Source organism: Nocardioides sp. (genome assembly GCF_036503465.1).
Classification (GTDB): Bacteria; Actinomycetota; Actinomycetes; order Propionibacteriales; family Nocardioidaceae; genus Nocardioides.
This window is the reverse complement of sequence record NZ_DASXWU010000053.1, coordinates 14,608-38,712: the sequence shown is the minus strand read 5'-3', so window position 1 is coordinate 38,712 and position 24,105 is coordinate 14,608. Positions and strand designations below refer to the sequence as shown.

General features: G+C 71.0%; 26 protein-coding genes, 1 tRNA gene and 1 pseudogene. 15 read left to right on the top strand and 13 right to left on the bottom strand.

From position 1 onward, the window contains the following. The first annotated feature begins 1 nt into the window (after position 1). Positions 2 to 1,813, top strand: a complete 1,812-nt coding sequence (locus VGK78_RS09545; protein ID WP_331527383.1) for a complex I subunit 5 family protein — start codon at positions 2 to 4, stop codon at positions 1,811 to 1,813. A gap of 12 nt (positions 1,814 to 1,825) precedes the next feature. On the opposite strand, the gene VGK78_RS09540 is transcribed toward VGK78_RS09545, so the two are convergent. Then, positions 1,826 to 2,764 carry an aldo/keto reductase gene (locus VGK78_RS09540; protein ID WP_331527420.1) on the bottom strand — a complete coding sequence of 313 codons (939 nt, stop codon included), beginning with the start codon at positions 2,762 to 2,764 and terminating at the stop codon, positions 1,826 to 1,828. A 30-nt stretch (positions 2,765 to 2,794) separates the two neighbouring features. Then, positions 2,795 to 3,514 carry a DinB family protein gene (locus VGK78_RS09535; RefSeq protein ID WP_331527382.1) on the bottom strand — a complete coding sequence of 240 codons (720 nt, stop codon included), beginning with the start codon at positions 3,512 to 3,514 and terminating at the stop codon, positions 2,795 to 2,797. Between the two features lie 65 nt (positions 3,515 to 3,579). On the opposite strand from VGK78_RS09535, the gene pdxY reads away from it, so the two are divergent. Beyond that, complete coding sequence (gene pdxY, locus VGK78_RS09530; RefSeq protein WP_331527381.1) at positions 3,580 to 4,431, top strand: pyridoxal kinase PdxY; 852 nt, start codon at positions 3,580 to 3,582, stop codon at positions 4,429 to 4,431. A gap of 119 nt (positions 4,432 to 4,550) precedes the next feature. On the opposite strand, the gene VGK78_RS09525 is transcribed toward pdxY, so the two are convergent. The 3 genes from VGK78_RS09525 to VGK78_RS09515 all read right to left on the bottom strand — a co-directional run bounded on the left by VGK78_RS09525 (position 4,551) and on the right by VGK78_RS09515 (position 6,275). After that, positions 4,551 to 4,623, bottom strand: a tRNA-Thr gene (locus VGK78_RS09525). Positions 4,624 to 4,677: 54 nt separating this feature from the next. Further along, complete coding sequence (locus tag VGK78_RS09520; protein ID WP_331527380.1) at positions 4,678 to 5,592, bottom strand: transketolase; 915 nt, start codon at positions 5,590 to 5,592, stop codon at positions 4,678 to 4,680. Continuing rightward, positions 5,589 to 6,275 carry a thiamine pyrophosphate-dependent enzyme gene (locus VGK78_RS09515; RefSeq protein ID WP_331527379.1) on the bottom strand — a complete coding sequence of 229 codons (687 nt, stop codon included), beginning with the start codon at positions 6,273 to 6,275 and terminating at the stop codon, positions 5,589 to 5,591. The genes VGK78_RS09520 and VGK78_RS09515 overlap by 4 nt, the downstream gene beginning before the upstream one ends. Before the next feature lie 44 nt (positions 6,276 to 6,319). Here VGK78_RS09515 and soxR point away from each other — a divergent pair, with 44 nt between their 5' ends. Both soxR and VGK78_RS09505 read left to right on the top strand, forming a co-directional pair. Continuing rightward, entirely contained in the window at positions 6,320 to 6,754 is a 435-nt protein-coding gene (gene soxR / locus VGK78_RS09510; protein WP_331527378.1) for a redox-sensitive transcriptional activator SoxR, read from the top strand. Between the two features lie 25 nt (positions 6,755 to 6,779). Beyond that, on the top strand, positions 6,780 to 8,021 hold the full coding sequence (locus tag VGK78_RS09505; RefSeq protein ID WP_331527377.1) for a DUF4032 domain-containing protein: 1,242 nt from the start codon (positions 6,780 to 6,782) through the stop codon (positions 8,019 to 8,021). A gap of 154 nt (positions 8,022 to 8,175) precedes the next feature. On the opposite strand, the gene VGK78_RS09500 is transcribed toward VGK78_RS09505, so the two are convergent. The 3 genes from VGK78_RS09500 to cysS form a co-directional block, all read right to left on the bottom strand. After that, positions 8,176 to 9,333, bottom strand: a complete 1,158-nt coding sequence (locus VGK78_RS09500) for an acyl-CoA dehydrogenase family protein (protein WP_331527376.1) — start codon at positions 9,331 to 9,333, stop codon at positions 8,176 to 8,178. A gap of 220 nt (positions 9,334 to 9,553) precedes the next feature. Further along, entirely contained in the window at positions 9,554 to 10,504 is a 951-nt protein-coding gene (rlmB, locus tag VGK78_RS09495) for a 23S rRNA (guanosine(2251)-2'-O)-methyltransferase RlmB (RefSeq protein ID WP_331527375.1), read from the bottom strand. After that, positions 10,504 to 11,925: a cysteine--tRNA ligase gene (gene cysS / locus VGK78_RS09490; RefSeq protein WP_331527374.1), complete on the bottom strand. Its 1,422-nt coding sequence runs from the start codon at positions 11,923 to 11,925 to the stop codon at positions 10,504 to 10,506. The genes rlmB and cysS overlap by 1 nt, the downstream gene beginning before the upstream one ends. Before the next feature lie 32 nt (positions 11,926 to 11,957). On the opposite strand from cysS, the gene VGK78_RS09485 reads away from it, so the two are divergent. The 4 genes and pseudogenes from VGK78_RS09485 to VGK78_RS09470 all read left to right on the top strand — a co-directional run bounded on the left by VGK78_RS09485 (position 11,958) and on the right by VGK78_RS09470 (position 14,627). Then, positions 11,958 to 12,962, top strand: a complete 1,005-nt coding sequence (locus tag VGK78_RS09485) for a peptidase C39 family protein (RefSeq protein WP_331527373.1) — start codon at positions 11,958 to 11,960, stop codon at positions 12,960 to 12,962. Beyond that, a pseudogene (locus tag VGK78_RS09480) lies at positions 12,959 to 13,354 on the top strand (class I SAM-dependent methyltransferase); the annotation flags it as partial. The gene VGK78_RS09485 and the pseudogene VGK78_RS09480, both read left to right, overlap by 4 nt. Before the next feature lie 34 nt (positions 13,355 to 13,388). Continuing rightward, complete coding sequence (locus VGK78_RS09475) at positions 13,389 to 13,763, top strand: hypothetical protein (protein ID WP_331527372.1); 375 nt, start codon at positions 13,389 to 13,391, stop codon at positions 13,761 to 13,763. A gap of 117 nt (positions 13,764 to 13,880) precedes the next feature. Further along, on the top strand, positions 13,881 to 14,627 hold the full coding sequence (locus tag VGK78_RS09470; protein ID WP_331527371.1) for a hypothetical protein: 747 nt from the start codon (positions 13,881 to 13,883) through the stop codon (positions 14,625 to 14,627). A 3-nt stretch (positions 14,628 to 14,630) separates the two neighbouring features. Here the strand turns inward: VGK78_RS09470 and VGK78_RS09465 are convergent, their stop codons facing one another. Further along, entirely contained in the window at positions 14,631 to 16,145 is a 1,515-nt protein-coding gene (locus tag VGK78_RS09465; RefSeq protein WP_331527370.1) for a molybdopterin-dependent oxidoreductase, read from the bottom strand. A gap of 32 nt (positions 16,146 to 16,177) precedes the next feature. On the opposite strand from VGK78_RS09465, the gene ispF reads away from it, so the two are divergent. Together ispF and VGK78_RS09455 are read left to right on the top strand one after the other, a co-directional pair. After that, positions 16,178 to 16,663, top strand: a complete 486-nt coding sequence (ispF, locus tag VGK78_RS09460) for a 2-C-methyl-D-erythritol 2,4-cyclodiphosphate synthase (protein WP_331527369.1) — start codon at positions 16,178 to 16,180, stop codon at positions 16,661 to 16,663. Between the two features lie 19 nt (positions 16,664 to 16,682). Next, positions 16,683 to 17,366 (top strand): IspD/TarI family cytidylyltransferase, encoded by a 684-nt coding sequence (locus VGK78_RS09455; RefSeq protein ID WP_331527368.1) that lies wholly within the window; start codon positions 16,683 to 16,685, stop codon positions 17,364 to 17,366. On the opposite strand, the gene VGK78_RS09450 is transcribed toward VGK78_RS09455, so the two are convergent. Both VGK78_RS09450 and VGK78_RS09445 read right to left on the bottom strand, forming a co-directional pair. Next, the gene (locus VGK78_RS09450) at positions 17,353 to 17,916 is read right to left on the bottom strand and encodes a 2-C-methyl-D-erythritol 4-phosphate cytidylyltransferase (protein ID WP_331527367.1); all 564 of its coding nucleotides are present in this window, start codon (positions 17,914 to 17,916) and stop codon (positions 17,353 to 17,355) included. The genes VGK78_RS09455 and VGK78_RS09450 overlap by 14 nt on opposite strands. Positions 17,917 to 18,100: 184 nt before the next feature. Then, positions 18,101 to 18,586, bottom strand: a complete 486-nt coding sequence (locus tag VGK78_RS09445; RefSeq protein ID WP_331527366.1) for a CarD family transcriptional regulator — start codon at positions 18,584 to 18,586, stop codon at positions 18,101 to 18,103. A 196-nt stretch (positions 18,587 to 18,782) separates the two neighbouring features. Here VGK78_RS09445 and VGK78_RS09440 point away from each other — a divergent pair, with 196 nt between their 5' ends. The 3 genes from VGK78_RS09440 to VGK78_RS09430 all read left to right on the top strand — a co-directional run bounded on the left by VGK78_RS09440 (position 18,783) and on the right by VGK78_RS09430 (position 20,952). Further along, the gene (locus VGK78_RS09440; RefSeq protein WP_331527365.1) at positions 18,783 to 19,532 is read left to right on the top strand and encodes a UbiA family prenyltransferase; all 750 of its coding nucleotides are present in this window, start codon (positions 18,783 to 18,785) and stop codon (positions 19,530 to 19,532) included. Between the two features lie 77 nt (positions 19,533 to 19,609). Then, entirely contained in the window at positions 19,610 to 20,209 is a 600-nt protein-coding gene (locus VGK78_RS09435; protein ID WP_331527364.1) for a hypothetical protein, read from the top strand. Beyond that, the gene (locus tag VGK78_RS09430; protein ID WP_331527363.1) at positions 20,209 to 20,952 is read left to right on the top strand and encodes a phosphoglyceromutase; all 744 of its coding nucleotides are present in this window, start codon (positions 20,209 to 20,211) and stop codon (positions 20,950 to 20,952) included. The genes VGK78_RS09435 and VGK78_RS09430 overlap by 1 nt, the downstream gene beginning before the upstream one ends. A gap of 116 nt (positions 20,953 to 21,068) precedes the next feature. Here the strand turns inward: VGK78_RS09430 and phoU are convergent, their stop codons facing one another. Next, complete coding sequence (gene phoU, locus VGK78_RS09425) at positions 21,069 to 21,734, bottom strand: phosphate signaling complex protein PhoU (protein WP_331527362.1); 666 nt, start codon at positions 21,732 to 21,734, stop codon at positions 21,069 to 21,071. Positions 21,735 to 21,855: 121 nt separating this feature from the next. Here phoU and VGK78_RS09420 point away from each other — a divergent pair, with 121 nt between their 5' ends. Continuing rightward, positions 21,856 to 22,989, top strand: coding sequence for a sensor histidine kinase (locus VGK78_RS09420; protein WP_331527361.1), 1,134 nt, complete (start codon positions 21,856 to 21,858; stop codon positions 22,987 to 22,989). Next, on the top strand, positions 22,986 to 23,663 hold the full coding sequence (locus VGK78_RS09415) for a response regulator transcription factor (protein WP_331527360.1): 678 nt from the start codon (positions 22,986 to 22,988) through the stop codon (positions 23,661 to 23,663). Before VGK78_RS09420 ends, VGK78_RS09415 begins: the two co-directional genes overlap by 4 nt. A gap of 48 nt (positions 23,664 to 23,711) precedes the next feature. Here the strand turns inward: VGK78_RS09415 and VGK78_RS09410 are convergent, their stop codons facing one another. Further along, a complete protein-coding gene (locus VGK78_RS09410) occupies positions 23,712 to 24,044 on the bottom strand; it encodes a hypothetical protein (protein ID WP_331527359.1) in 333 nt (110 codons plus the stop codon). Positions 24,045 to 24,105 lie beyond the last annotated feature (61 nt).

Sequence of the window (24,105 nt, the reverse complement as noted above, 5' to 3'; positions counted from 1 at the left end):
GTTGTCACACGCCGCTGACGTGATGCCGGTGATGGTCGCCACCTGCGTGATCATGGCCTGCCTGCTCGCCGTGGTCGGGTCGCACCTTCCGCGGTGGGTGGTCGACGCCCTGGCGATCCTGACCATGCTCGGCGTCACCGGCGGCGCGGTCGCCGTGCTGCACGAGACCGGCAGCGGCCGCCTCCACGTCTGGCTCGGCGGCTGGACCCCCCACGAAGGCGTGAGCGTCGGGATCCCGTTCGTCGCCGATCCCATGAGCGCCGGCCTGGGAGTGCTGATCGCGGCCCTGACCACCTGCGCCCTGATCTTCTCCTGGCGCTACCTGGACGCGGTCGGCGGGCACTTCCACGCCCTGATGCTGTTCTTCGCGGCCGGCATGGAGGGCTTCGTCTACTCGGGCGACCTGTTCGACATGGTGGTGTTCTTCGAGCTGATGGGCGCGGCGGCGTACGCACTCACCGGCTTCCACGTGGAGGACGAGTCGGCCGTCGAGGGCGGGCTCAACTTCGGTCTGGTCAACTCCCTCGGCGCCTACCTGTCGCTCTCCGGCCTCGCCCTGCTGTACGCGCGCGTCGGCCAGCTCGGGCTGCCGCAGCTCGGTGACGCACTCGCCCACCACAAGCCCGACGCACTGGTGGTGGTGTCGTTCGTCCTGGTGATGACAGGGTTCATGGTCAAGGGCGCCCTGGTGCCGTTCCACTTCTGGCTGGCCGACGCCCACGCGGTGGCTCCCGCGCCGGTCTGCGTCCTGTTCTCGGGGGTCATGGTCGAGCTGGGGCTGTACGGCGTCGCCCGGGTGTTCTTCACGGTGTACGCCGGGACCATCCCCGAGGACGACATCCGCCGGGCCTTCGTGCTGATCGGCGCCGTGACCGCGGTGGTCGGAGCGGCGATGTGCGCCGGGCAGCGTCACCTCAAGCGGCTGCTCGCCTTCTCCACCATCGCGCACATGGGGCTGTTCACGATGGGCTTCGCGGTGCTCACGTCCGACGGCGTCGGCGGCACGGCGGTCTACGTGATGGGCCACGCCGGCGTGAAGGCGGCGCTCTTCCTGATCGCCGGGGTGCTGCTCGCGCGATATCGGACGATCGACGAGCTCGACCTGTACGGCGTGGCCCGCGGCCAGCGTCTGACAGCGGTCCTGTTCTTCCTCGCGGCACTCGGGCTGGCCGGCCTACCGCCGTTCGGCACCGCGCTGGGCAAGTCCATCGCCGAGGACGCGACCTCCGTTGCCGGCTACGACTGGGGGCCCGCGCTGTTCGTCGCCGTCTCGGCGGTCACCGGGGGCGCGGTGCTCCGGTTCGGTGCCCGGGCGTTCCTCGGACTTGGCGACACGCCAGATCCGGCCAACCTGGCCGAGGCGATCCCGGGCGAGGAGCAGCCGGAGGAGCGGCTCTCCGGTCGCACGCCGATCACCATCCTGTTCGCCGTCGTGGTGCTGCTTGCCGGCGGCTTCGCGGTGGGTGTGATACCCGGCCTGGGCAGCGCCACCGCGCACGCCGCCGAGCGGCTGATCGACGGCACCGGCTACAGCGGTCAGGTGCTCGCCGGCCAGCCACCAGCGCCCCTCCTGCCCGAGCCTGCCGCGGCCTGGACTGCGACCGGCGTCTGGCTCGGCCTGCTCTCGGTGGTGCTGGCCCTGGCCGTGGCGGCGGCGGGACTCTGGAGCCGCCGGCTGCGCTGGCTGGCCGCGCTCACCCCGGCGATGCGGCGACTGCACCGGGTCCACACCGGACACATCGGGGACTACGTCGCCTGGCTGTTCGCCGGCATGGCGCTCCTGGTCGCGCTGGTCGGCCTGCCCCTGGTCTGAGGCCGTCCGCCCTCAGCCGTGCGTGATCGCGTCCAGCTCGGCGAGGTCGTCGGCGCCGGGCTCCCAGCGCAGGGCGTCGGCGTTGGCGCGCACCTGGTCTCCGGACGTCGCCCCCGCGATCACGCACGAGACCACCGGCTGGGCGGCGAGCCCGCCGATCGCGACGTCGAGGATCGCGAGGTCGCGCGCCTCGGCGTACTTCTCCAGCGCCTCGATACGGTCCCAGTCGGCGTTCTCGAACCAGGGGGACGGGCCGGAGCGCGCCCGCGAGCCGTACGGCGCCTCCTGGCCGCGGTGGTACTTCCCGGTCAGCAGGCCGTGGGCGAGCGGGAAGTAGGGCAGGACGCCGAGGCCGAACCGCTCGGCGGCCGGCACCACCTCCGTCTCGATGGTGCGGTCGAGCAGGGAGTAGTGGTTCTGCACGGAGACGAACCGCTCGAAGCCGGAGGTGCGGGCGATCCAGTCCCAGTCGGCGACCTGCCAGCCGTTGACGTTGGAGCAGCCGAGGTAGCGCACCGTGCCCTCGCGGACCAGGTCGGTCAGCACCGACAGGGTCTCCTCGATCGGGGTGATCGGGTCGGGGAAGTGGAACTGGTAGAGGTCGATCCGGTCGGTGCGCAGGCGACGCAACGAGGCCTCGACGGCTCGGCGTACGTAGCGTCGCGCGCCGCGGGCGCCGTGGTCGGGGCCGTTGGTGCCGCGCATGTCGCTGCCGAACTTCGTGGCCACCACGAACCTGTCGCGACGACCCTCGAGCGCGACCCCGATCATCTCCTCGCTCTGGCCGATGGCGTAGGAGTCGGAGGTGTCCAGGAAGGTGATGCCCGTGTCGTCGGCCGCGTCGACGATGCCGCGCACGGCGTCCAGACCGATCCGGCGTCCGAACGCGTTGCAGCCGATCCCGACCGCACTCACCATGAGCCCCGAGTCGCCCAGTGGGCGATAGGTCATCTCCGTCACGCGATCGAGGTTACCGAGTGCTCAGTCCCCGGCGGACGCCTCCATGAGATCGAGGTCGCGGACGCAGAAGCCGTGATGCGCCCACTCCTCGTCGAGGACCGTGCCGAGGCACTGCCGCACCGAGCGGCCGCGGGCGTACGGCGGCCACATGTCGTTGTCCGGGATCGGTGCGGGCGACTGGAGCTCCTCGGCCGTGACCGACGCCAGCCAGCTCCCGAGCTCGGCGGCCTGGGACTCGCGCACCGCGGTCACTTCGTCGAGGCTCGGGTCGGCGGAGAGATCGAGCCCCTGCTTCTCCCGGTCGGGCACGAAGGGCGGCGCGAGACCCATCGGCGTGAACAGGTCGGTCGAGCCGAGGCAGCAGCGCCGGAACCACGAGTCGTGCACCATCACCAGGTGCCGCATCGTCTCGACGGCCGACCACTCGTCGTTCACAGTGCGATGCTCGACGCCAGGCGTCCGGCGTATCCGCTCGATGGTCACCTCCCAGTCTGCTCGCAGCTGCCGCCACCCTTCCAGAAGATCGGCGGGGTCCTCGGAGCGGATCAGCAGCCGCACGGGATGTCGCCGGTCGAGCTCGGCCTCGACGTACCCCATGACCTCGACGCCGTTGACGAAGAGGTTGGTGACCAGCCCGTCGATCTCGGCGTCCTGCATGACCACGCCGATGAGCCGTGCGTTGGTCAGGTCGCACTCGCGGAACTCCGCGCCCTTCAGGTCCTCGTCCACGTACCGCTTCATGCGACGCAGGCTAGGGCGTCGCGCCGACACCACGCCGCCGCCGCGATCGCTGCCAGGATGGGGAGATGCGCTTCCTGTCGATCCAGTCGTTCGTCGCGTACGGCCACGTCGGCAACTCCGCCGCCACCTTCCCGCTCCAACGGCTCGGGCACGAGGTGTGGCCGGTGCCGACGGTGGTCTTCTCCAACCACACCGGGTACGGCGCGTGGCGCGGGCCGCTGCTCCCGCCCGACGACGTGCGGGCGGTGGTGACCGGGATCGAGGAGCGCGGGGTGCTGGAGTCCTGCGACGCGGTCCTCTCCGGCTATCTGGGCGGGCCCGGGATCTGCGAGGTCGTCGTCGACGCCGTCGAGCGCGTGAAGAAGGCCAACCCGGAGGCGACGTACACCTGCGACCCCGTGATGGGCAACGCCACGAGCGGCTGCTTCGTCGACCTGGCGATCCCGCCGGTGATCCGCGAGCAGGTCGTGCCGCACGCGGACATCATCACGCCGAACCAGTTCGAGCTGGGCTTCCTCACCGACACGACGCCGGACGCGCTGGAGTCGACGCTGTCCTCGGCCGACGCGGCCATGGCGATGGGGCCCTCGACGGTGCTGGTCACGTCGGTGCTCCGGCCTGACCGCCCCGAGGACACGATCGAGATGCTGGCGGTCACCGGCGAAGGCGCGTGGGTCGTGCGCACCCCTCGGCTGCCGATCAAGGCCAACGGCTCGGGCGACCTCACCTCGGCGCTCTTCACCGCCCACCTCCGCACGACCGGCTCACCCGCCGAGGCGCTCGGCCTCACCGCGTCGTCCGTCGTCGGCGTCCTGCGAGCGACGATCGACTCCGGAGAGCGGGAGCTGCAGATCGTGCTCGGCCAGGAGGCCATCGCCTCGCCGGCGAACGAGTTCGAGGTCGAGCGGGTCCGCTGAGCGAGGCCCCATGTGCCCAGGAGTCCCAGCGGTGGGTCACACCCGTCACTTCTCGGGGGTTGCGGCCGCCGAGAAGTGACAGGATCCCCGGCGAGCCGGGGATCCCCACGGTCACCCCGAGCCGGTGACAGGAATCGAACCCGCGACATCCTCTTTACAAGAGAGGCGCTCTACCGTCTGAGCTACACCGGCGCGTCGCTCGGGCACGCCGAGCAGCCGGGTCAGCCTAACGAGGCGGGTCGGGGATCACCCAGCCAGGAACGACTCCATCGAACGCCGGATGCCGGCGGCGTCGAGGCCGTGGGCGCGCTGGTGCTCGGCGGGAGTGCCGTAGTGACGCAGTTCCATCCTCCGGGTGCCCAGCGACAGCAGCCGGTGGGGCAGGTCCTGCAACGCGTCGGAGACCACGCGGGCGGAGGTGCCGGCCAGCCACGGCTCGACCAGGACGACGTCGGGCGTGCCGATCACCGAGCGCAACCCGCCAGAGTCGAAGGGCCGGACGCTGTGCGCGTACAGCACGGTGACGTCGCGGTCGGCGGTCGCCGCGAGCACCTCGTCGAGCACCGGCCCGAGTGCGATCACCGTCGCGCCCGACCCACGGCGTACGACGTGTAGCCCGGGTCCGCGGAAGGACTCGGCGTTCGTCTGCTCGACGATCCGGACGTAGTGCAGTCCGTCGGCCGCGACGGCGCGACGCAGCACCTCGTCGGTCTCCTCGGCCGTGCCCGGGGCATGGATGACGACGTCGGGAAGGGTGTCCATCAGCGCGACGTCGCCGGGCGCCTGGTGCGTCCGGCCGCCGCGCGAGGCGTCGAACGACCCGCCTCCGCCGACCAGCACCCCGCCGAGGCCCTGGTGACCGAACCCGAGCTTGATCTGCTCGAAGCCACGCTCGACCAGGAACGTCCCGAAGGTGTGCACGATCGGGCGCATCCCGGTCAGCGCGAAGCCGGCGCCGACGTTCACCAGAAGCTGCTCGCGGATGCCGACGTTCACGACCCGGTCGGGATGGCGGCGTACGGCGTCGCCGAAGAAGCGGCCGGAGATCTCGGCCCAGACCAGGGCGGTCGAGAAGTCCTCGTCCAGGAGATCGGTCGCGGTCAGCGCGAACTGCATGCGCGGATCACGCACCAGACGGGTCGGGGTCACGGTGACGGTCATGCTGCGAGCTCCTCCTCGTCGATCACGGTGGCGACCACGACGTTCGGTACGCCGACGGGTCGCTCGGACAGCGCCTTCTCGAGCTGGTCGTGGTCGCGTCCGTCGACCGTGGCGACGTGCCAGCCCTCGGTGGCGAACCGAGCCGCGATCCGCCCCGGCACGACGTACGACGTGCTCCGGTTGTCGACCACGACGACGGTCAGGGTGTCGAGGCCGAGGGCCGCGGCCAGCTCCAGCGCCTCGTGGTTGGAGCCCTCGTCCAGCTCCGCATCACCGACCAGCACGACGACGCGCGAGTCGATGCCCTGCGCCCGCAGGCCGAGCGCGGTGCCGACCCCGAGGGGCAACCCGTGACCGAGCGACCCGCTGGAGATCTCGACGCCTGGGACCAGGTTGCGGTCCGGGTGGTAGCCGAGCGGCGAGTCGAACGTCCCCCACTCGCCCAGCCAGGACTCCGGGAAGAAGCCGCGGTCGCAGAGCACGGCGTAGTACGCGGCCGGGCCGTGCCCCTTCGAGAGCAGGAAGCGGTCTCGGCGCGGGTCGTCGACCCTCTCCGGCGAGACGTCGAGCACGCGCTCGTAGAGGACCCGGAGGACGTCGAGCGTCGAGTACGCCGCGGAGTCGTGCTTCTCGTCTCCGGTCATCAGGGTCAGCAGTCGATCGATGTTGTCCACGACTTCCATTCCACAAGTTGAAGTGAACTTTAGGTCAAGGCATCCTGGTCGGTATGACCGAGCTCACGATCGGCGAGCTGTCCGAGAGGTCCGGCATCGCCACCAGCGCGATCCGCTACTACGAGGACCGCGGCCTCGTCCGGGCACGGCGTACGACGGGCAACCAGCGCCGCTACGAACGCCCCATGCTGCGCCGCCTCGCCTTCATCCGGACCGCCCAGCGCGTGGGCCTCTCCCTGGAGGAGATCGAGGAGGCGCTGGCGACCCTGCCCAGCAACCGCACACCCACCAAGGCGGACTGGTCGCGGCTCAGCCGCGGCTGGCGGCCGCGCCTCGACGCCCAGATCGCCCAGCTCGAGCGGCTGCGAGACACGCTCGACTCCTGCATCGGGTGCGGGTGCCTGAGCCTTCGGCGCTGCACCCTCAGCAATCCCGACGACGTCGCCGCCGGACGCGGACCCGGGCCGGTCTTCCTCGAAGGGCGCTGATCTCACCTCTCGCTAGCCTGAAACCATGGCGCTGCATCTCGTGGCCAGCCGGCCCGACCCGGCCCTGGTGCGCCTCCCGTGGTCGACCCCGCTGGCAGAGTGGTCGGACGACTACGTCGTCCCGCTCCCCCGCGGGCTGAGCCGGCACGTCGTACGCATCGTGCGGCTCGGCGAGCGCACCTACGCGATCAAGGAGACCCAGGAGGAGATCGCCTTCCGCGAGTACCGGCTGCTGCGTGACCTCCAGCGGATCGGCCTGCCCGCGGTGAAACCGGTCGGTGTCGTCACCGGCCGTCGCGACGACGCGGGCGAGGAGCTGCCGTGCGCGCTCCTCACCGAGCACCTCGCCTTCTCGCTCCCCTACCGCGCGCTGTTCGCGCACGGGACGTCCGCCGAGAGCCTGCCGAGCCTGGTCGACGCACTGGTGGTCCTGCTCGTCCGGCTGCACCTGGCCGACTTCTACTGGGGCGACGTCTCGCTCTCGAACGTCCTGTTCCGGCGCAGCGCCGGCGGCTTCGCGGCGTACCTCGTGGACGCCGAGACCGGCGAGCTCCGGCCCACGCTCTCGCGACAGATGCGGGAGTACGACGTGGAGGTCGGCTGCGAGAACGTCTTCGCCGAGCTGCTCGACCTCCAGGCCGGCGGCCGGATCAGCCCCAGCGTGCAGGGACACGAGATCGTCGCCCTGATCCAGAAGCGGTACCACGACCTCTGGAACGAGCTGACCGCCGAGGAGGAGTTCAGCGCCGACCAGATGTGGCGGATCGAGCAGCGGATCGAGCGGCTCAACGAGCTCGGCTTCGACGTCGACGAGCTCGACATCGTCACCGACTTCGACGGTGACCGGATACGCATCCAGCCGAAGGCGGTCGAGGCCGGGCATCACCAGCGCGAGCTCCAGGCACTGACCGGCCTGTGCGTCGAGGACGGTCAGGCCTGCCGCCTTCTGAACGACATGACCGCGTTCATCACCCACTACGACCTCGGGCGGGAGGACCGGGCGATCGCCGCGAACCGATGGCTCACCGAGGTCTTCGAGCCGATCATGCGGATGGTGCCGCCCGAGGCGCGCGGCAAGCTCGAGCCGGCCGAGATCTTCCACGAGATCCTCGTGCACCGCTGGTACCTCTCCGAGCGGGCCGGCCACGAGGTCGACCTCTTCGAGACCGCCCGCGACTACATCGACACGGTCCTGAAGCTGAAGCCGGACGAGCAGATCACCGCCGACGACGCCGACCCGGCCGAAGAGAACGCCCTGGAGCGCTGATCCGAGTGAGGACGTGCCGGCTCGGCGGAGCCGAGGCGGCACGGCCGCAGCGAGCTTGCTCGCCAGGCGGTCCGACTCGCCCGGCAGAAGTGTCACGCCGTACGACACTGACCCGGCTCTTGACCACGCCGCAGAGCGCTGACCCGGCTCGTGATCACCGGAGCAGGTCGCGCCCGATCACCATCCGCTGGATCTGGTTGGTGCCCTCGAAGATCTGGGTCACCTTCGCGTCGCGGAAGAGCCGCTCCACCGGATACTCCCGTGTGTAGCCGTTGCCGCCGAGCACCTGGACCGCGTCGGTGGTGACCCGCATCGCGGCATCGGTCGCGGTCAGCTTGGCGATGCTGGCCTGACGGCTGAACGGGCGCCCGGCATCCTTGAGCCGAGCCGCATGGAGGTACGTCGCCCGGGCGCGCTCGACGTCCGCGCCCATGTCGGCCAGCAGGAACTGCAGCCCCTGCTGCTCGCCGATCGTCTTCCCGAACTGCTCGCGCTCGCCGGCGTACGCAACGGCATGCTCGAGCGCTGCCTGGGCGATACCGGTCGCGACGGCGGCGATGCCGAGTCGTCCCGCGTCGAGGGCCGAGAGCGCGACCCGCATGCCGGCGCCCTCGTCGCCGACCAGGTGCGCGGCCGGGACGCGCGCACCCTCGAAGATCACTTGTGTGGTGACGTCGCAGCTCAGGCCCATCTTCTTCTCGGGGGCGCCGAAGCTCATCCCATCCGTGTCGGCCGGCACGACGAAGGACGAGAGCCCGCGTTTGGGGTCGTCGGAGGTGCGGGCGAAGAGGATGTAGTAGTCGGCGCACGAGCCGTTGCTGATCCACTGCTTGGTGCCGTTCACGACGTACGCCTCGGCCTTGCGGACGGCCCGCGTCCTGATGCCGCTCACGTCGGATCCGGCCTGCGGCTCGGACAGGCAGTACGCACCCAGCCAGTCCCCGCTCAGCATGCGCGGCAGCCATTCCTGCTTGAGGTCGTCGCTGCCGTTGGTGGCGACGACGTTCGCGGTCAGCCCGTGCACGCTCACGCCGACCCCGACACTCGGCCACGCGGTGGCGATCTCCTCGACCACCTGGAGGTAGACCTGGTACGGCTGCCCACCGCCGCCGTACTCCTCCGCGAACGGCAGGCTCAACAGCCCCGACTTCCCCAACAGCCGGTACGCCGACTCCGGGAACTCGCCCCGTTCCTCGGCCTCGTGCACCTGTGGCGCGAGCTCCTTGGTTGCGATCTCGCGGGTCAGCTCGAGCAGCGCCTCGGCGACCCCGTCGTCGTCCGTCGGCAGCAAGCGATCGACCGTCGTACCCACCCCGTCGATGATGCCACTTCGTGACGCTTCCTCCCCACCCGGCGCCAACCTGTCACATCCGCTGACCCGGCTCTTGTCCACGCGTGAGCACGCCGACCCGGCTCTTGCACACAGGTGACCCAGTGCCGTGTGTGTTCTCCGCGTCGACCAGAGCCGGGTCGACGCTCGGTGATGTCAGGAAGAGCCGGGTCAGCGCTCTACGGCGCGCACTTCTGCCCGCTCAGCGGTGTTGGGAGAGGGCGTAGAGGGTGATCGAGGCGGCGACACCGGCGTTGAGGGACTCCAGCGAGGACGACATCGGGATGGAGACCAGCCGGTCGCAGGTCTCGCTCACCAGCCGGCCGAGGCCCTCACCCTCGGAGCCCACGACGACGACGAGCGGACCGGCGGCGAGGTCGGAGTCTGCGAGCAGGTCGGGCAGCGTGAGGTCGCCGTTCGCCGCCAGGCCGACGACCTGGCAGCCGGCGTCCTGGAACTCCTTGAGCGTGCGCACCAGGTTGGTGACCTGGGCGACCGGGATGCGGGCCGCCGCACCGGCAGAGGTCTTCCAGACAGCCGCGGTCATCCGGGCGGCCCGACGCTCGGGGATCACGACGCCGTGGGCACCGAACCCGGAGGCCGACCGCACGACGGCGCCCAGGTTCCGAGGATCCGTCACCGAGTCGAGCGCGACGACCAACGGGGCCTCACCGCGCTCGGCGGCCGCCTCGAGCAGGTCCTTCGGATGGGCGTACTCGTACGCCGGGATCCGGGCCGCGAGGCCCTGGTGCACCGCACCGTCGGTACGCCGGTCGAGCTCGGCCCGCGTCACCTCGAGCAGTGAGATGCCGTGCTCGGCAGCGATCTTGAACGCCTCACGAAGTCGCGCGTCGCGCTCCGCGCCCTCGGCGACGTACAGCCCGCTCACCGGTACGCCGGCCCGCAACGCCTCGACGACGGAGTTGCGCCCCGCGATCCACTCGTCGTCGGGGCCTGGACGCTTCCGGGGTCGCTTCGCCGCCTCGCGCTCGGCCCTGGCCTTCACCTTGTGTGCCTTGTGGTGAGGCCGGTCCACCGCCTTCGGCGTGGGCCCCTTCCCCTCGAGGCCGCGCCGGACGCGGCCCCCCGAGCCCGCAGTCGGCCGCTTCGAGGACTTCCGGATCGCGCCCTTGCGCTGGCTGTTGCCCGGCATCAGGACGCTCCGTCAGCCGGCGCGGCCAGGGTCCACTTCGGGCCGTCCGGGGTGTCCTCGACCGCGATGCCCGCCGCGGCGATCCGGTCACGGATCGCGTCGGCGCGGGCCCAGTCCTTCTCGCCGCGTGCGGTCTCACGCTCCTCGAGCAACCCGGCCACCAGCGCGTCGACCGCGGCGGACAGCTTCGCGTCGTCGGACCCGCCCATCGTCGCCCACGCGGGATCGTCCGGGTTCAGTCCCAGGACGTCGAGCATCGCCCGCACCGCCGCCGCGACCTCCTCCGCGGACTCCACCGCGGCCAGCAACCGGTTGCCCTCGCGGACCTGGTCGTGGATCACGGCGATGGCCGCCGGCGTACCCAGATCGTCGTCCATCGCGTCGACGAACGGCTTGGGCAGCGTGGGCTCGACCAGCGCCCCGGCCGGCACCCGGTCGAGGAACGACTCGATCCGCCGGAACGACTTCGCGGCTTCGTCCAGCGCCTCGAACGAGAACTCGACGTGCGACCGGTAGTGCGCCGACACCATGTAGTAGCGCAGCTCGATGCCGCGCACCCGCTCGAGCACGTTCGGGATCAGCAGCGAGTTGCCCAGCGACTTCGACATCTTCTCGCCCGCGGTGGTGATCCAGGCGTTGTGCAGCCAGTACGCCGCGAACTGCTGTCCCGCCGCCCGCGACTGTGCCATCTCGTTCTCGTGATGGGGGAAACGCAGGTCGACGCCACCGCCGTGGATGTCGAACGCCGGCCCGAGGTACTTCGCCGCCATCGCCGAGCACTCGATGTGCCAGCCCGGCCGGCCCGGTCCGTACGGCGACGGCCACGCGGCGGTCTCCGGCTCGAGCGCCTTCTTCCAGCCCTTCCAGAGCGCGAAGTCGCGCGGGTCGCGCTTACCTCTCGGGTCAGCGTCCCCGGCCGGCTCCATGTCGTCGACCTTCTGCCGGGTCAGCTCGCCGTACGCCGGCCACGAGCGCACGTCGAAGTAGACGTCGCCGGACCCGTCCTCGGCGGGGTAGGCGTGACCCCGTCCCACCAGCTGGCCGATGAGCTCCAGGATCTCCGGGACGTGGCCGGTCGCTGCCGGCTCGTACGTCGGCGGCAGCACGTTGATCGCGTCGAGCGCCTTGTCGAGCTCACGACCCATGCGGTAGGCGATCTCGAACCACGGCCGACCCTGCGCCTCACCCTTGGCCAGGATCTTGTCGTCGATGTCGGTCACGTTGCGGATGAACGTGACGTCGTACCCGGAGGCCGTCAGCCACCGCCGGAGCACGTCGAAGTTCACAGCCGACCGGACGTGCCCCACGTGCGGCTCGCTCTGCACCGTCAGGCCGCAGACGTAGATCCCCGCCTTGCCCGCCTCGAGCGGGACGAAGTCGCGGACGTCGCGGGTCGCGGTGTCGTGGAGCCGGAGGGTCACCCGCACATCGTAGGAGCCCTAGGCTCGGCGCCATGCCTCGCCGCATCCGGTACGACGCGTGGTCACCCGACGACGGACGGCGCACCCGCCGCGGCGGCGTCACCATGTGGACCTCGCCGTGGTGCGAGCCGGGCTTCCGGTTCACCGACCTGGTCGCCTCGTGGCAGGCGGACACCAGCGGTGGATCCTGGATCGAGGTCGGGGCGCAGGCACGCGGCGAGCGTGGGTGGCACGCGCTCGCCCACTGGCAGGCCGGCTCGACGGCGACCTGTCGCAGCAGCGGCCGCGACCCCCAGGTCGACACCGACGTCTGGCGTCCGCCGGGCGGTGCGGACGGCTACCGCCTGAGGGTGACCGCACATCCATCGGCGTCGGGACGGACGCCGGTGCTCGGGCGCATCGGGGCCGTGGTCTCGACGGGCACGGTGCGTGTCACGACGTCATCGCCCCTGAGGCGGGAGGAACGAGTCCTCGACGTACCACGTCTCTCGCAGATGACGTGGGCCGAGGTCGGGGGGCGCGGGTGGTGCTCGCCCACGTCCGTCTCGATGGTGCTGGCGCATGCCGGCACGCTGCCACCCACCACCGACACCGGGACCGTCGACATCAACAGGGTCGCCCGCGAGGTCTTCGACCCGGCGTACGAGGGCACCGGCAACTGGTCCTTCAACACCGCCTGGGCCGCGACCCTGGCCGACCACGCGTTCGTCACGCGGCTCCACGACCTCCGCGACGCCGAGCGCTTCGTCGACGCCGGGATCCCCCTGGTCGCCTCCGTCGGCTACCCGCGGGGCGCGCTGAGGGGTGCACCCACCCACGGCACCGCCGGCCACCTCGTCGTCATCCGCGGCTTCACCGCCGACGGCGACGTGGTCACCAACGACCCCGGCGCGCCCACCGAGCGGAGCGTGCGGCGTACCTACGACCGCGGTCAGTTCGAGCGCGCCTGGCTCGGCGGCTCGGGCGGCCTCGTCTACGTCATCCACCGCGACGACCAGCTCCTCCCGCGCGGCGCGTGGAGCGCAGCAAACGCATGACCGATCCGGACCAGGACGCCATCGACGCCCGGCTCCGGGCCTACTACGGCGGGGAGTTCGAGGAAGCCGTACGGCTCACCACGCGATCGGCCCAGGGCCGGCTCGAGCACCAGCGCACCCAGGAGCTGGTCCGCGAGCTGGTGCCGCCCGGCTCGCGGGTCCTCGACATCGGTGGCGCCACCGGCATCCATGCCGCCGCACTCGCCGAGGACGGGTACGACGTTCACCTGGTCGACCCGGTCGCAGCCCAGGTCGACGCCGCTCGCCGCCACGGCTCCTTCCGGGCCGAGCTCGGCGACGCCCGGGATCTGCCGTTCGAGGACGCCACCTTCGACGCCGCCCTGCTGCTCGGCCCGATCTACCACCTCGCCTCACGTGCCGACCGGGTCCTCGCACTCACCGAGTCGCGGCGCGTCGTCCGGTCCGGTGGCTGGGTCTTCGCCGCAGCCATTCCGCGGATCTCCCGGCACGCCGCCAGAACGCTCACCCGCGACATCCCACACCCCTACCCGCGCGAGTGGGTCGCGCGGCTCGAGCACGGCACACCCGACCCCGGGCGCCCGCTTCCCGGGCGGCCACTTCCACACCGGCGAGGAGCTCGAGGCCGAGCTCACCGAGGCCGGGCTCACCGAGGTGCGCGTCATCGGGATCGAAGGCCCGGCCGGCTTCGCCCTCGAGGTGCTCCCGGACCCCTCCGCAGAGGTGTACGACGCGGCCCTCACCCTCGCCCGCGCCGTCGGCCACCTGCCCGGCATCCGCGATCTCAGCACTCACCTGCTCGCGTCCGCGCGGGTGCTCTGAGGCAGTCGAGGTTCGACGATTCGCCCACCCCGAGCCCGACGAGGTGGTACGACTACCGGGCCGGCTCGCGACTCTCGGGGCGGTTCGTCATGTCATCGAACGACGGGGGAACTCGGAATGCTCACCACCAAGCTCGGTGCCGTCCTGGCATCGCTCGCGATCACCACGGGCGCCGCAGCGACGCTCTCGGCGACGCCCGCCCAGGCGCAGCTCGCCACCAGCCTGACCACCACGTCCAGCCTGAAGATCGACGGGCAGACCAAGATCACGGCCCCGTACGGAACGCTCTTCAGCCCGTTCCAGGCCTTCGTGCAGGACAGCAACGGCGTCGCCGTCCAGGCCGGCAGCACCCTGCTCCAGCGTCGCCTGCCGGGCCGCAGCTGGGCCACCGTGAAGACCGACGCCGACCCGACCGAGGGCGGCGTCTCCTTCGGGGCCTACGGCACCCGCAACAAGGGGAACGTGCAGTACCGCCTGCACTACCTGGGCGGGACCGACACGACCACCGCCACGACGTACGGCGCGTCGTTCTCCCCGACCGTCACGGTCATCACGTTGTGGAAGATCAAGGACACCAGCGCCTGCCCCTATGGCAAGTGCCACATCAGCGGCAAGCTGACTCCCACGACCCGCAACCACAAGGTGGCGGTGCAGATCAAGCGGGGCAGCTGGCAGCGTTACAAGGTGCTACGCACCAACAGCAAGAGCGCCTACCGCGTCGGGGTCTCGACGATCAACGGCCGGACGACGAAGTACCGCATCATCATCGCTCCGCTGGGCCACCGGATCACGGCGACCAAGAAGCTCTACACGGTGTACCGCGTCAGCCGCGCCGCGGCCCCTCGCGGTGCCGTCCTCCGCTGAGGATCAGTCGGCGCTGAACGTGATCGTGTGCCACCCGGATGCCCCGTTGGGCACCGGGTCGGCACGCACGGCGGTCTGCACCTGACCGTCGTCGTTCACCGCCCGTACGGCGAGCCGGTGCCCGCCGGGCGCGGCATCGACGGTGGCGACCCACTGCACCCAGGAGTCCTTGAGGCTCTTCCGGGCGATCGTGGCCGGCTGCCAGCCGCCGCCGTCGAGCTGCACCTGGACGCCGGCGATGCCCGTGTTCTGCTGCCACGCCAGACCTCCGACCCGCACGGAACCCGCCTTGACGTGGTGACCGTTGCCCGGGACGTCGATCCGCGAGGCCAGCTTGACCGGCCCCTGCGCCGACCAGCCGCGCTCGGTCCAGTACGCCGTGAACGAGTCGAAGGTGGTCACCTCGATGTCGCGCACCCACTTGCACGCGGACACATAGCCGTAGAGCCCCGGCACCAGGGTCCGCACCGGGAAGCCGTGCTCGATCGGCAGCGGCTCGCCGTTCATCGCGTAGGCGAGCATCGCGCCGCGGTCGTCGAGCATGGCCGAGAGCGGCGTGCCACACGTCCAGCCGTCGTCCGACGTCTGCTTGACCGCGTCCGCGCCCCGCCGCACGCCCGCCTCCTCCAGCAGTCCTTTGAGGCGGGTGCCGGTCCACCAGGCGTTGCTGATCAGCGGACCGCCGACCGGGTTGGACACGCAGTTGAGAGTCATCCACATCTCGCTGCGTGGCCGTCGCACCAGCTCGTCGTACGAGAGCGTGATCTCGTGGTCGACCATGCCGTGGATGCGCACCGTCCAGTCGTCCGGCGAGATCGCCGGCGGGCTGAGGGAGGTGTCGATCCGGTAGAACCGGTTGGCCGAGGTCTGCCAGGCGGCGATCCCGTCGAGCCCCACCTCGACGCCCGCAGGCGGTCCGGGGTTGCTGACGCCCGGCAGCGCGAGCGCCTCCCGGGCGGCGTCCACGGCGCGACGGTGGCCGCCGACCTTCCAGCCGAGCAGCCCCACCACGACGCTGCCCACGCCCACCCCGGACGCGAGCAGCAGGAACCGTCGCTGCGGGTCCATTGCCGACCCGTCGCGGAACGGCTGCGGCCGGAGGTACGCCGTGAGGACGCCGAGGCAGGCGAGCCAGGTCAGCACGCCCACCAGGATCGGCAGGATCCCGGTGGCCGGCGCGGCGTACTGGGTCTGATTGGCGATCAGCCCGATCACACCGAGGACGACGAAGCCGCCGATGCCCGCGCCCGCCGACCAGCGCGACAGCAGCCCGCAACCGGCGAACAGCAGCAGCACGACGACAAGAACGCCCGTCACCAGCAACGGCTTGTCGTGATGACCCACCAGCTGGATCAGCCGCTCCGCCAGCGAGCCCGGCGTCACCCGGATCACCAGCTCCGCCACGTCCGTGACCGGGTTGCCGCGGAGCCCGAGCCAGGTCGCGGTCAGGTACGACGTGGCGAGCCCGCCGAGTCCGGCCAGGAGGCCGGCCAGCGCCCACAGCCCGCGTGTCCGCACGCGTCGATTGTTGCTCGTGCATGATCGGGACCGTGGCCGACAGTTCTTACGGAGTGCGAACGGGCATCGGCACCGACGTCCACCGCCTCGCCGACGGCGTACCGATGCACCTGGCCGGCCTCGCCTGGCCTGACGAGCCGCGAGGCCTGGAGGGACACTCCGACGGCGACGTCTGTGCCCACGCGATGTGCGACGCCCTGCTCTCGGCGGCCGAGCTCGGCGATGTCGGGAGCAACTACGGCACCGCGGAGCCGGAGTGGGCGGGTGCCTCCGGCGTCGCCCTGCTGACCGAGACGGCCGCCCGGGTACGGCGCGCCGGCTATGAGATCGCGAACGTCGCCGTCCAGGTCGTCGGTACGCGCCCGCGGCTCGGCCCTCGGCGCGACGAGGCGACGGCGGCGCTGTCCCGGGCGATCGGCGCCCCGGTGTCCCTCTCGGCGACCACGACCGACGGCCTCGGCCTGACCGGCCGCGGCGAGGGCATCGCGGCGATCGCGACCGCCCTGGTCCATCGATGAGCTCCCGGCAGAAGAGCTCATGAGAGCAGCCGTCGTCGTCCTGGCCGCGGGAGCAGGGACCCGGGTCGGCGCGGAGGTCAACAAGGTCCTGCTCCCGCTCGCAGGCGTCCCGGTGGTCGCGCGGTCGGTGCGCACCGCGCGGTCGGTGCCGGGGGTTGATCGCGTCGTCCTGGTCGTCCGTGACGGCGAGCAGGACGCGGTCCGCACGGTGGTCGAGCCGCACCTCGACGACGACGGGCCGGAGGTCGCGATGGTCACCGGCGGCGCCACCCGGCATCTGTCCGAATGGGCCGCGCTGTCCGTGCTCGAACCCGCGATCGGGGCCGGCGAGATCGACGTCGTCGCGATGCACGACGCCGCCCGGCCACTCGCGGGCGTCGCTCTCTACGAGGCAGTGCTCGCTGCGGCCGAGCGGGTGGGTGGCGCCATCCCGGTCGTGCCCTTCGACGACCTCGTCGCGGCCGAGAGTTCCCCGCTGCCCGAGCGGCTGGTCGGGGTGCAGACACCGCAGGCGTTCCGGGCGACCGATCTCCTGGCCGCGCATCGAGCGGCCCGGGCCGACGGGTTCGAGGCGACGGACACCGCCGGGATCCTGGCTCGGTACACCGAGCTCCAGGTGGCTGCGGTGGACTCCACCGCGGGCAACGTCAAGCTCACCGTCACCGACGACTTCACCGTCGCCGAGGCGCTCATCGCCCGGTAAGGGCCTCCAGCGCTGCGACGTCGACGGCGTCGTGCACACGACGGGCTGCGGTCGGCGCGGTCATCAGCTCCACCTCGTGACGGGCTCGTAGATCGGCGAGCGCCACCCGGAGGTCGGCCGACGGCCAGTCCTCGAGCTGCGAGACGAGCGCGGCGGGGAGCACCAAGGGCGTGGCGAGCCGGCGGAGCCCGTCTCGATCGTGCGTGGTCCCCACCACCGGACCGTCGGGCGACTCCTCGACCTCCTTGACCGTGTCGGTGACCGGCAGCACGCCGGCGACGACCACGCCCGCGATAACTGAACGGCGTACGCACGCGGCCAGGAAGTCCGGCGGCGCCATCGGGCAGAGCGCGTCGTGCCAGACCAGCGGCATCCCGCCGTGCCGGACGGTCTCCCAGGGTGTGGTGAGGTCGAGCAGCTGGATGCCGGCCTCGCCCATCGCCCAGGCCGCACATGCGACCAGCGGCTCGCCGTGCAGGAGTGCGAACGGCAGCGACCCGCGGTCACGCTCCACGACCACCCCCCACGCCACGGGCCCGAGGTCCTCCATGGCCGGATGGTACGGGCGCGTCGGTTTCCCCGGTTCACCGGGGATTCATGACCTTCCTGGCCGAAGTTTTCCCCGAGAACGTCAGTGTTCCCCGGTGTACCGGTGAAACCGACAGACCCCGACATGGCGAAGGCCCCGCCCACCGGAGTGGGCAGGGCCTTCGTCGATCGGCTCTCAAACCGAATCAGGAGGCGAGGACCTCGTCGAGAATCGCCTCGGCCTTGTCCTCGTTGGTGTTCTCCGCCAGCGCCAGCTCGGAAACCAGGATCTGGCGGGCCTTGGCCAGCATCCGCTTCTCGCCGGCGGACAGACCGCGGTCACGCTCCCGGCGCCACAGGTCGCGGACGACCTCGGACACCTTCATCACGTCGCCGCTGTGCAGCTTCTCGAGGTTCGCCTTGTAGCGACGCGACCAGTTGGTCGGCTCCTCGACGTGCGCTGCGCGCAGGATGTCGAAGACTCGATCGAGCCCGTCCTTGTCGACCACGTCGCGTACGCCGACCAGGTCGAGGTTGCAGGCGGGGACGCGGACCACGAGGTCCTGCTGAGCCACGATCCGAAGGACGAGATACTGCTTGTCCTCCCCCTTGATCTTCCGCGTCTCGATGTCTTCGATGACTGCAGCCCCGTGATTGGGATACACAACCGTTTCGCCCACGGTGAAAGACATATTGTTCAGTACCACCCTTCTTAGGTGACCATTCTAACACGCGAACGGCTGCGCCTCTTTTACGTCTCCGCAGGTCAGGGGCGGTTTCTCGGCTTGACAGATCGGACACCGATGTGCCTGTCGACGGCCCCGCGGGCTCCTGCGTGTCGCCCGGGTACGCCGTGGGGTCGCCGCCGCCATGCCGGATACTGCGGGCATGACGGCGTCGACCCCGGAGAGCTCGCCGGACCGGGGCCGCGGGATCGCACGGCTGACGCCTGTCGCGCTGGTCCGGGCCGCGCACCCGCGACGGGCAGTGGTCACCGCTCTCGGCATGGCCGTGGCCGCCGCGGCGTCCGGTCGTGCGGCGCGGGAGATCGCCCTGGTCGGGGTCACCGTCCTGGTCGGCCAGGCGCTGCTCGGCTGGGACAACGAGCTCGTCGATGAGGCCTCCGACCGCGGCGACCAGCGGTCGACCAAGCCACTCGTGGCCGGCACCCTCGATCGCGGGACCCTCGGCTTCTGGCTCGCCTGCGCCGTCCTGCTGGTCATCCCGCTCTCGCTCTCCGGCGGCATCGACGCGGGGCTGTCCTACCTGTTGTCCCTGGCGGTCGGCGTGCTCGGCAACCGGCTGCTGCGCCGCGGCCGGCTGTCCTGGCTCCCGTGGGCGATCGCCTTCGCGCTCTACCCGGCGTACCTCTCGTACGGCGGGTGGGGTGGCGGCGCCGACGGCCATCCGCCGACGATCCCGATGACCGTCGCCGCCGCCTTCCTCGGGATCGGGGTGCACGTCCTGAGCTCGCTACGCGGGCTGGTCGACGACAACCGCGCCGGACGGCGGCACGTCCCGCTCCGCCTGGCGCTGCGGGTCGGCGCGCCGAGGCTGCTCGTGCTCGCGGGCCTGTACTGCGCGATCGTGATCGGCGTGATCGTCGCCCTCGGCAGCACGCTCGGCCTGTCCCAGTAGCAGGCCGGTCGTCGACACGATGCCCGGCCTGGTGGTCGCCACGAGAGGCACCGGTGACGCCCGCTACTGTGTCGCCCGTGAACCTGCGACGCAGCCTCGCGCTCGGAGCCGCCGGCCTCGCCGCCTCGGCCGCCCTCACCGGGTGCGGCTTCAACTACCCGACCGACCGCATCAACAACCCGGTCTCGGGCGTCGACTACCGCGACGGCACCGTCGACATCCTGAACGCCGTCGTGGTGGCCAAGCAGCCCAACCTCGGCACCTTCGTGGCGACGTTCGTCAACAGCAGCCCGACCAAGACCATCGCGATGCAGTCGGCGACCGGTGACAACACCGCGATCGCGAACGTCGAGGCCAGGCCGTTCACGCTGAAGCCGAACACGCTGCGCAACCTCGCGGCCAAGAAGGGCATCCCGGTCAGCGGCTCGTTCGCCCTGGGTCAGTTCGTCAACATCTCCTTCGAGTTCGACAACGGCGAGACGGCGGACCTGAGTGTGCCGGTGGTCCTCGACGACGGGCAGTGGTCGGGACTGGACATCGCGACCCCGTCGCCCACCGAGTCGCCTTCCGCGTCATCGACCGAGTCACCGTCCGGCTCACCGACGGGATCCCCGAGCGGTACGACGTCACCGTCGCCGACCGGCACCACATCGTCGCCCAGCGGCTCGTCCAGCTGATGACCCACACCCTGGTCCTGCTCCGCCACGGCGAGAGCGTCTGGAACGCCGAGAACCTCTTCACCGGCTGGGTCGACGTGGCGCTCTCGGAGAAGGGTGAGGCCGAGGCGCTCAGCGGCGGTGAGCAGCTGCACGAGGCCGGCATCCTTCCCGACGTCGTCCACACCTCGCTGCTCCGTCGCGCCATCAGCACCGCCGTGATCGGCCTCGACGTCATCGACCGGCACTGGATCCCGGTCCGACGCAGCTGGCGCCTCAACGAGCGGCACTACGGCGCGCTCCAGGGCAAGAACAAGAAGCAGACCCTGGAGCAGTTCGGCGAGGAGCAGTTCATGCTCTGGCGCCGCTCCTTCGACGTACCCCCTCCATCCCTGGACGACGACGACGAGTACTCCCAGGCCCACGACGTCCGGTACGCCGACCTCGGCGCCGAGCTGCCCCGGACGGAGTGCCTGAAGGACGTGATCGGCCGGCTGCTGCCCTACTGGGACGGCCCGCTCGCCGAGGACCTGCGGGCCGGCCACACCGTGCTCGTCGCAGCCCACGGGAACAGCCTGCGGGCGATCGTCAAGCACCTCGACGGGATCAGCGACGACGACATCGCCGGGCTCAACGTCCCCACCGGAATGCCGCTGGTCTACGAGCTCGACGACGACCTGAAGCCGACCGTCCCCGGCGGTCGCTACCTCGACCCCGAGGCCGCCGCCGAGGCAGCTGCCGCGGTGGCGAGGCAAGGGCGGTAGGCCGCGCAGGGATACCCGGTTCGCCGGGTATCCCGTCACTTCTCGGCTGTTGCAACCCCGAGAGGTGCAAGCAGTCCGCCTCCGATGAGGCTGGAGTGACCAGAGGGTCTCGCCGTTCAGCCGGCCGAGGCCGCACCGGCCGCTGGGAACTCCCCGGTCACCACGAAGACCACCCGGTTGGCCACGGACACCGCATGGTCGGCGATCCGCTCGTAGTACCGCCCGAGCAGGGCGATGTCGACGGCGGCCTCGACGCCGTACCGCCAGTCGTCGCCCAGGAGCTGGGTGAAGCTGCCGCGACGGAGCTGGTCCATCTCCTCGTCGTCCCGGTCCAGCTCGACCGCGGCGTCGACGTCCTTCTCGACGATCACCGCGCCGACGCGGCGCACCATGTCCTCGGCGACCTCGCCCATCCGGGCGATGGTCGGTCGCGCCTCCTCGGGCACCGCGACGTCCGGCACCCGCAGCCTCGCGATCTTGGCGACGTGCACCGAGAGGTCACCCATCCGCTCGAGCTCGCTGACCATCCGCAACGCGGAGACCACGACGCGCAGGTCGCCGGCGACCGGCTGCTGGAGCGAGAGCAAGGAGAACGCCGCGTCGTCGACCCGTTGGCGGGCGGCGTCGATCTTTGCGTCGGCTGCGATGACCTCCTCGGCCACCCCGGCGTCGCCGTCGAGGAGCGCCCGTGTGGCTTGGCGCACGGACGTCTCGACCTCCCGGCAGATCTCCGCCAGGTCGGAGAAGATCGACTCGAGCTGCTCGTGGAACGCTTCACGCATGCCGGGCACGCTAGGTGTCGGAGGTGTCCGGACGGGGACGCCCGGTGAACGCCTCGTGAACACTGCGTGAGCACCACGTCCGAGGGCGAATCCCGGGTGTCACGCTGCGTACGATCTGGTCGTGAGCCCCACGACGCAGGCCTTCCTGGCCGCGCTCATCGGGGCCGTCGTCGCCGGTGGTGCCGTCCTGGCCTGGCACGTCAGCGAACGTCAGCAGGCGGTTGTCCCGCACGGCGAGGAGCCGATCCTGCCGGCCGGGGTCGCCACCGTGCTCTCGGTGCTCCGTAGCAGCGCCGTGGTCATCGACGACGAGGACCAGGTCGTGAAGGCCTCCGCGCCGGCCCTCGCGTTCGGGCTGGTGCGCGGCGACCGGCTCGTGTCCACCGAGCTCGCCGAGCTGGTCCGGCAGGTACGCCGGGACGGGCAGATCCGCGAGGCCGAGCTGACCCTGCCCCGGCCGAGCGGTCCGCCGAGGACCGTGACGGCTCGGGTCGCCCCGTTGAGCTCGCGGCTCGTGCTCGCCCTGGTCGAGGACCGCACCCGGGAGCGCAGGGTCGAGGCCGTACGTCGAGACTTCGTCGCCAACGTGTCCCACGAGCTGAAGACGCCCGTCGGCGCGATCAAGCTCCTCGCCGAGGCCGTGACGGACGCGTCCGGCGATCCCGAAGCCGTGGAGCGCTTCGCCAGACGGATGCTGACCGAGAGCGACCGGTTGTCGCGGATGGTGCAGCAGATCATCGAGCTGTCACGCCTCCAGGGGGACGAGCCGCTCGAGGCGCCGGTCGTGGTGGACGTCGACGAGGTGGTCAAGCGGTCGATCGACGTCACCGAGATGGACGCCGCGAACAAGCACATCTCGCTGGTCACGGGCGGTACGCCGGGGCTCACCGTCTTCGGCAACGAGGAGCAGGTCTCCGCCGCCGTGACCAACCTGGTCGCCAACGCGGTGGCCTACTCGGGCGACGACTCGACCGTGCTGGTCTCGGCCAAGCCGCACGAGGACATGGTCGAGATCTCGGTGGTCGACCAGGGCATCGGCATCCCCCACGACGAGCAGGACCGGATCTTCGAGCGGTTCTACCGCGTCGACCCGGCCCGACACCGATCCACCGGCGGAACGGGGCTCGGGCTCTCGATCGTCAAGCACGTCGCGGCGACCCACGGAGGCGACGTACGCGTGTGGTCCCTGGAAGGCCAGGGCTCGACGTTCACCCTCTCCCTCCCCCGGCCCCAGCACGAGGAGCGCCCGTCATGACCCGAGTCCTGGTCGTCGAGGACGAGGAGAGCTACGCCGACGCCCTGTCGTACATGCTCCGCAAGGAGGGGTACGACGTGTCCCTGGCCGCCACCGGACCCGAGGCCCTCTCGGAGTTCGACCGCAACGGCGCGGACATCGTCCTGCTCGACCTGATGCTGCCCGGGCTGCCGGGCACGGAGGTGTGCCGGCAGATCCGCGCGGTCTCGAACGTGCCGGTGATCATGGTCAGCGCCAAGGACGACGAGGTCGACAAGGTCGTCGGCCTCGAGCTCGGCGCGGACGACTACGTCACCAAGCCCTACTCACCGCGCGAGCTGGTCGCCCGCATCCGCGCGGTGCTCCGCCGCGGGCTCGAGCCCGACCTCGCGCCGACGACACTCGAGGCCGGTCCGGTCCGGATGGACGTCGAGCGCCACGTCGTCACCGTGAACGGCGAGCCACAGCGGCTGCCCCTGAAGGAGTTCGAGCTGCTCGAGCTGTTCCTCCGCAACCCGGGTCGCGTGCTCACCCGGGGCCAGCTCATCGACCGGGTCTGGGGCTCCGACTACGTCGGTGACACCAAGACGCTCGACGTCCACGTCAAGCGGCTGCGGGCCAAGCTCGAGCCGGACCCGTCGCACCCGACCATGCTGGTCACGGTGCGGGGCCTGGGCTACAAGCTGGAGCTGTAGCGATCGGGGTCACCACCCTTGACCCCGACGCTACCGATCCAGGACCGGTCAGTGTCCGGTCATGGCCATCTGGAAGCAGGCCACGTCGTACTGCGAGGTCTCGGAGTAGTGCTGACCTCCCGTCCCGCCGCTGACGCTGTTGATGCCGGGCTCGTTGAACGGTGAGCCCGGGCTGGTGGCGGAGTTGCCGGGGGTGTGGGGCTCCAGGTCCTGGCAGGACTGCAGGGGAAGCCCCGTTCCTGGGGGATCCGCCGCAACCGCGGGGACCGCCGCGCTCAGGCTGAGCACGACGACCACGGGTGCGGCGACAAGGAATCGACGGATCATCATCGCCTCCGGTGCGAGGGCGACCGCCTGACCCGCGATCGGGGGGTCGACCACGGGACCGGTCCACCCACCAGGAAATACGGTGCAGCCGGCCGCCGGGTTCATCCGGAAGCCG

Coding starts and splice junctions, on each gene's coding strand:
- VGK78_RS09415 (WP_331527360.1), top strand. CDS start 22,986: ATGACCCGAGTCCTGGTCGTCGAGGACGAGGAGAGCTACGCCGACGCC.
- phoU (WP_331527362.1), bottom strand. CDS start 21,734: ATGCGTGAAGCGTTCCACGAGCAGCTCGAGTCGATCTTCTCCGACCTG.
- VGK78_RS09485 (WP_331527373.1), top strand. CDS start 11,958: ATGCCTCGCCGCATCCGGTACGACGCGTGGTCACCCGACGACGGACGG.
- VGK78_RS09455 (WP_331527368.1), top strand. CDS start 16,683: ATGAGAGCAGCCGTCGTCGTCCTGGCCGCGGGAGCAGGGACCCGGGTC.
- VGK78_RS09430 (WP_331527363.1), top strand. CDS start 20,209: ATGACCCACACCCTGGTCCTGCTCCGCCACGGCGAGAGCGTCTGGAAC.
- VGK78_RS09445 (WP_331527366.1), bottom strand. CDS start 18,586: ATGTCTTTCACCGTGGGCGAAACGGTTGTGTATCCCAATCACGGGGCT.
- VGK78_RS09515 (WP_331527379.1), bottom strand. CDS start 6,275: ATGGAAGTCGTGGACAACATCGATCGACTGCTGACCCTGATGACCGGA.
- VGK78_RS09535 (WP_331527382.1), bottom strand. CDS start 3,514: ATGAAGCGGTACGTGGACGAGGACCTGAAGGGCGCGGAGTTCCGCGAG.
- pdxY (WP_331527381.1), top strand. CDS start 3,580: ATGCGCTTCCTGTCGATCCAGTCGTTCGTCGCGTACGGCCACGTCGGC.
- VGK78_RS09440 (WP_331527365.1), top strand. CDS start 18,783: ATGACGGCGTCGACCCCGGAGAGCTCGCCGGACCGGGGCCGCGGGATC.
- VGK78_RS09520 (WP_331527380.1), bottom strand. CDS start 5,592: ATGACCGTCACCGTGACCCCGACCCGTCTGGTGCGTGATCCGCGCATG.
- VGK78_RS09505 (WP_331527377.1), top strand. CDS start 6,780: ATGGCGCTGCATCTCGTGGCCAGCCGGCCCGACCCGGCCCTGGTGCGC.
- VGK78_RS09470 (WP_331527371.1), top strand. CDS start 13,881: ATGCTCACCACCAAGCTCGGTGCCGTCCTGGCATCGCTCGCGATCACC.
- VGK78_RS09450 (WP_331527367.1), bottom strand. CDS start 17,916: ATGGAGGACCTCGGGCCCGTGGCGTGGGGGGTGGTCGTGGAGCGTGAC.
- VGK78_RS09540 (WP_331527420.1), bottom strand. CDS start 2,764: ATGACCTATCGCCCACTGGGCGACTCGGGGCTCATGGTGAGTGCGGTC.
- rlmB (WP_331527375.1), bottom strand. CDS start 10,504: ATGCCGGGCAACAGCCAGCGCAAGGGCGCGATCCGGAAGTCCTCGAAG.
- soxR (WP_331527378.1), top strand. CDS start 6,320: ATGACCGAGCTCACGATCGGCGAGCTGTCCGAGAGGTCCGGCATCGCC.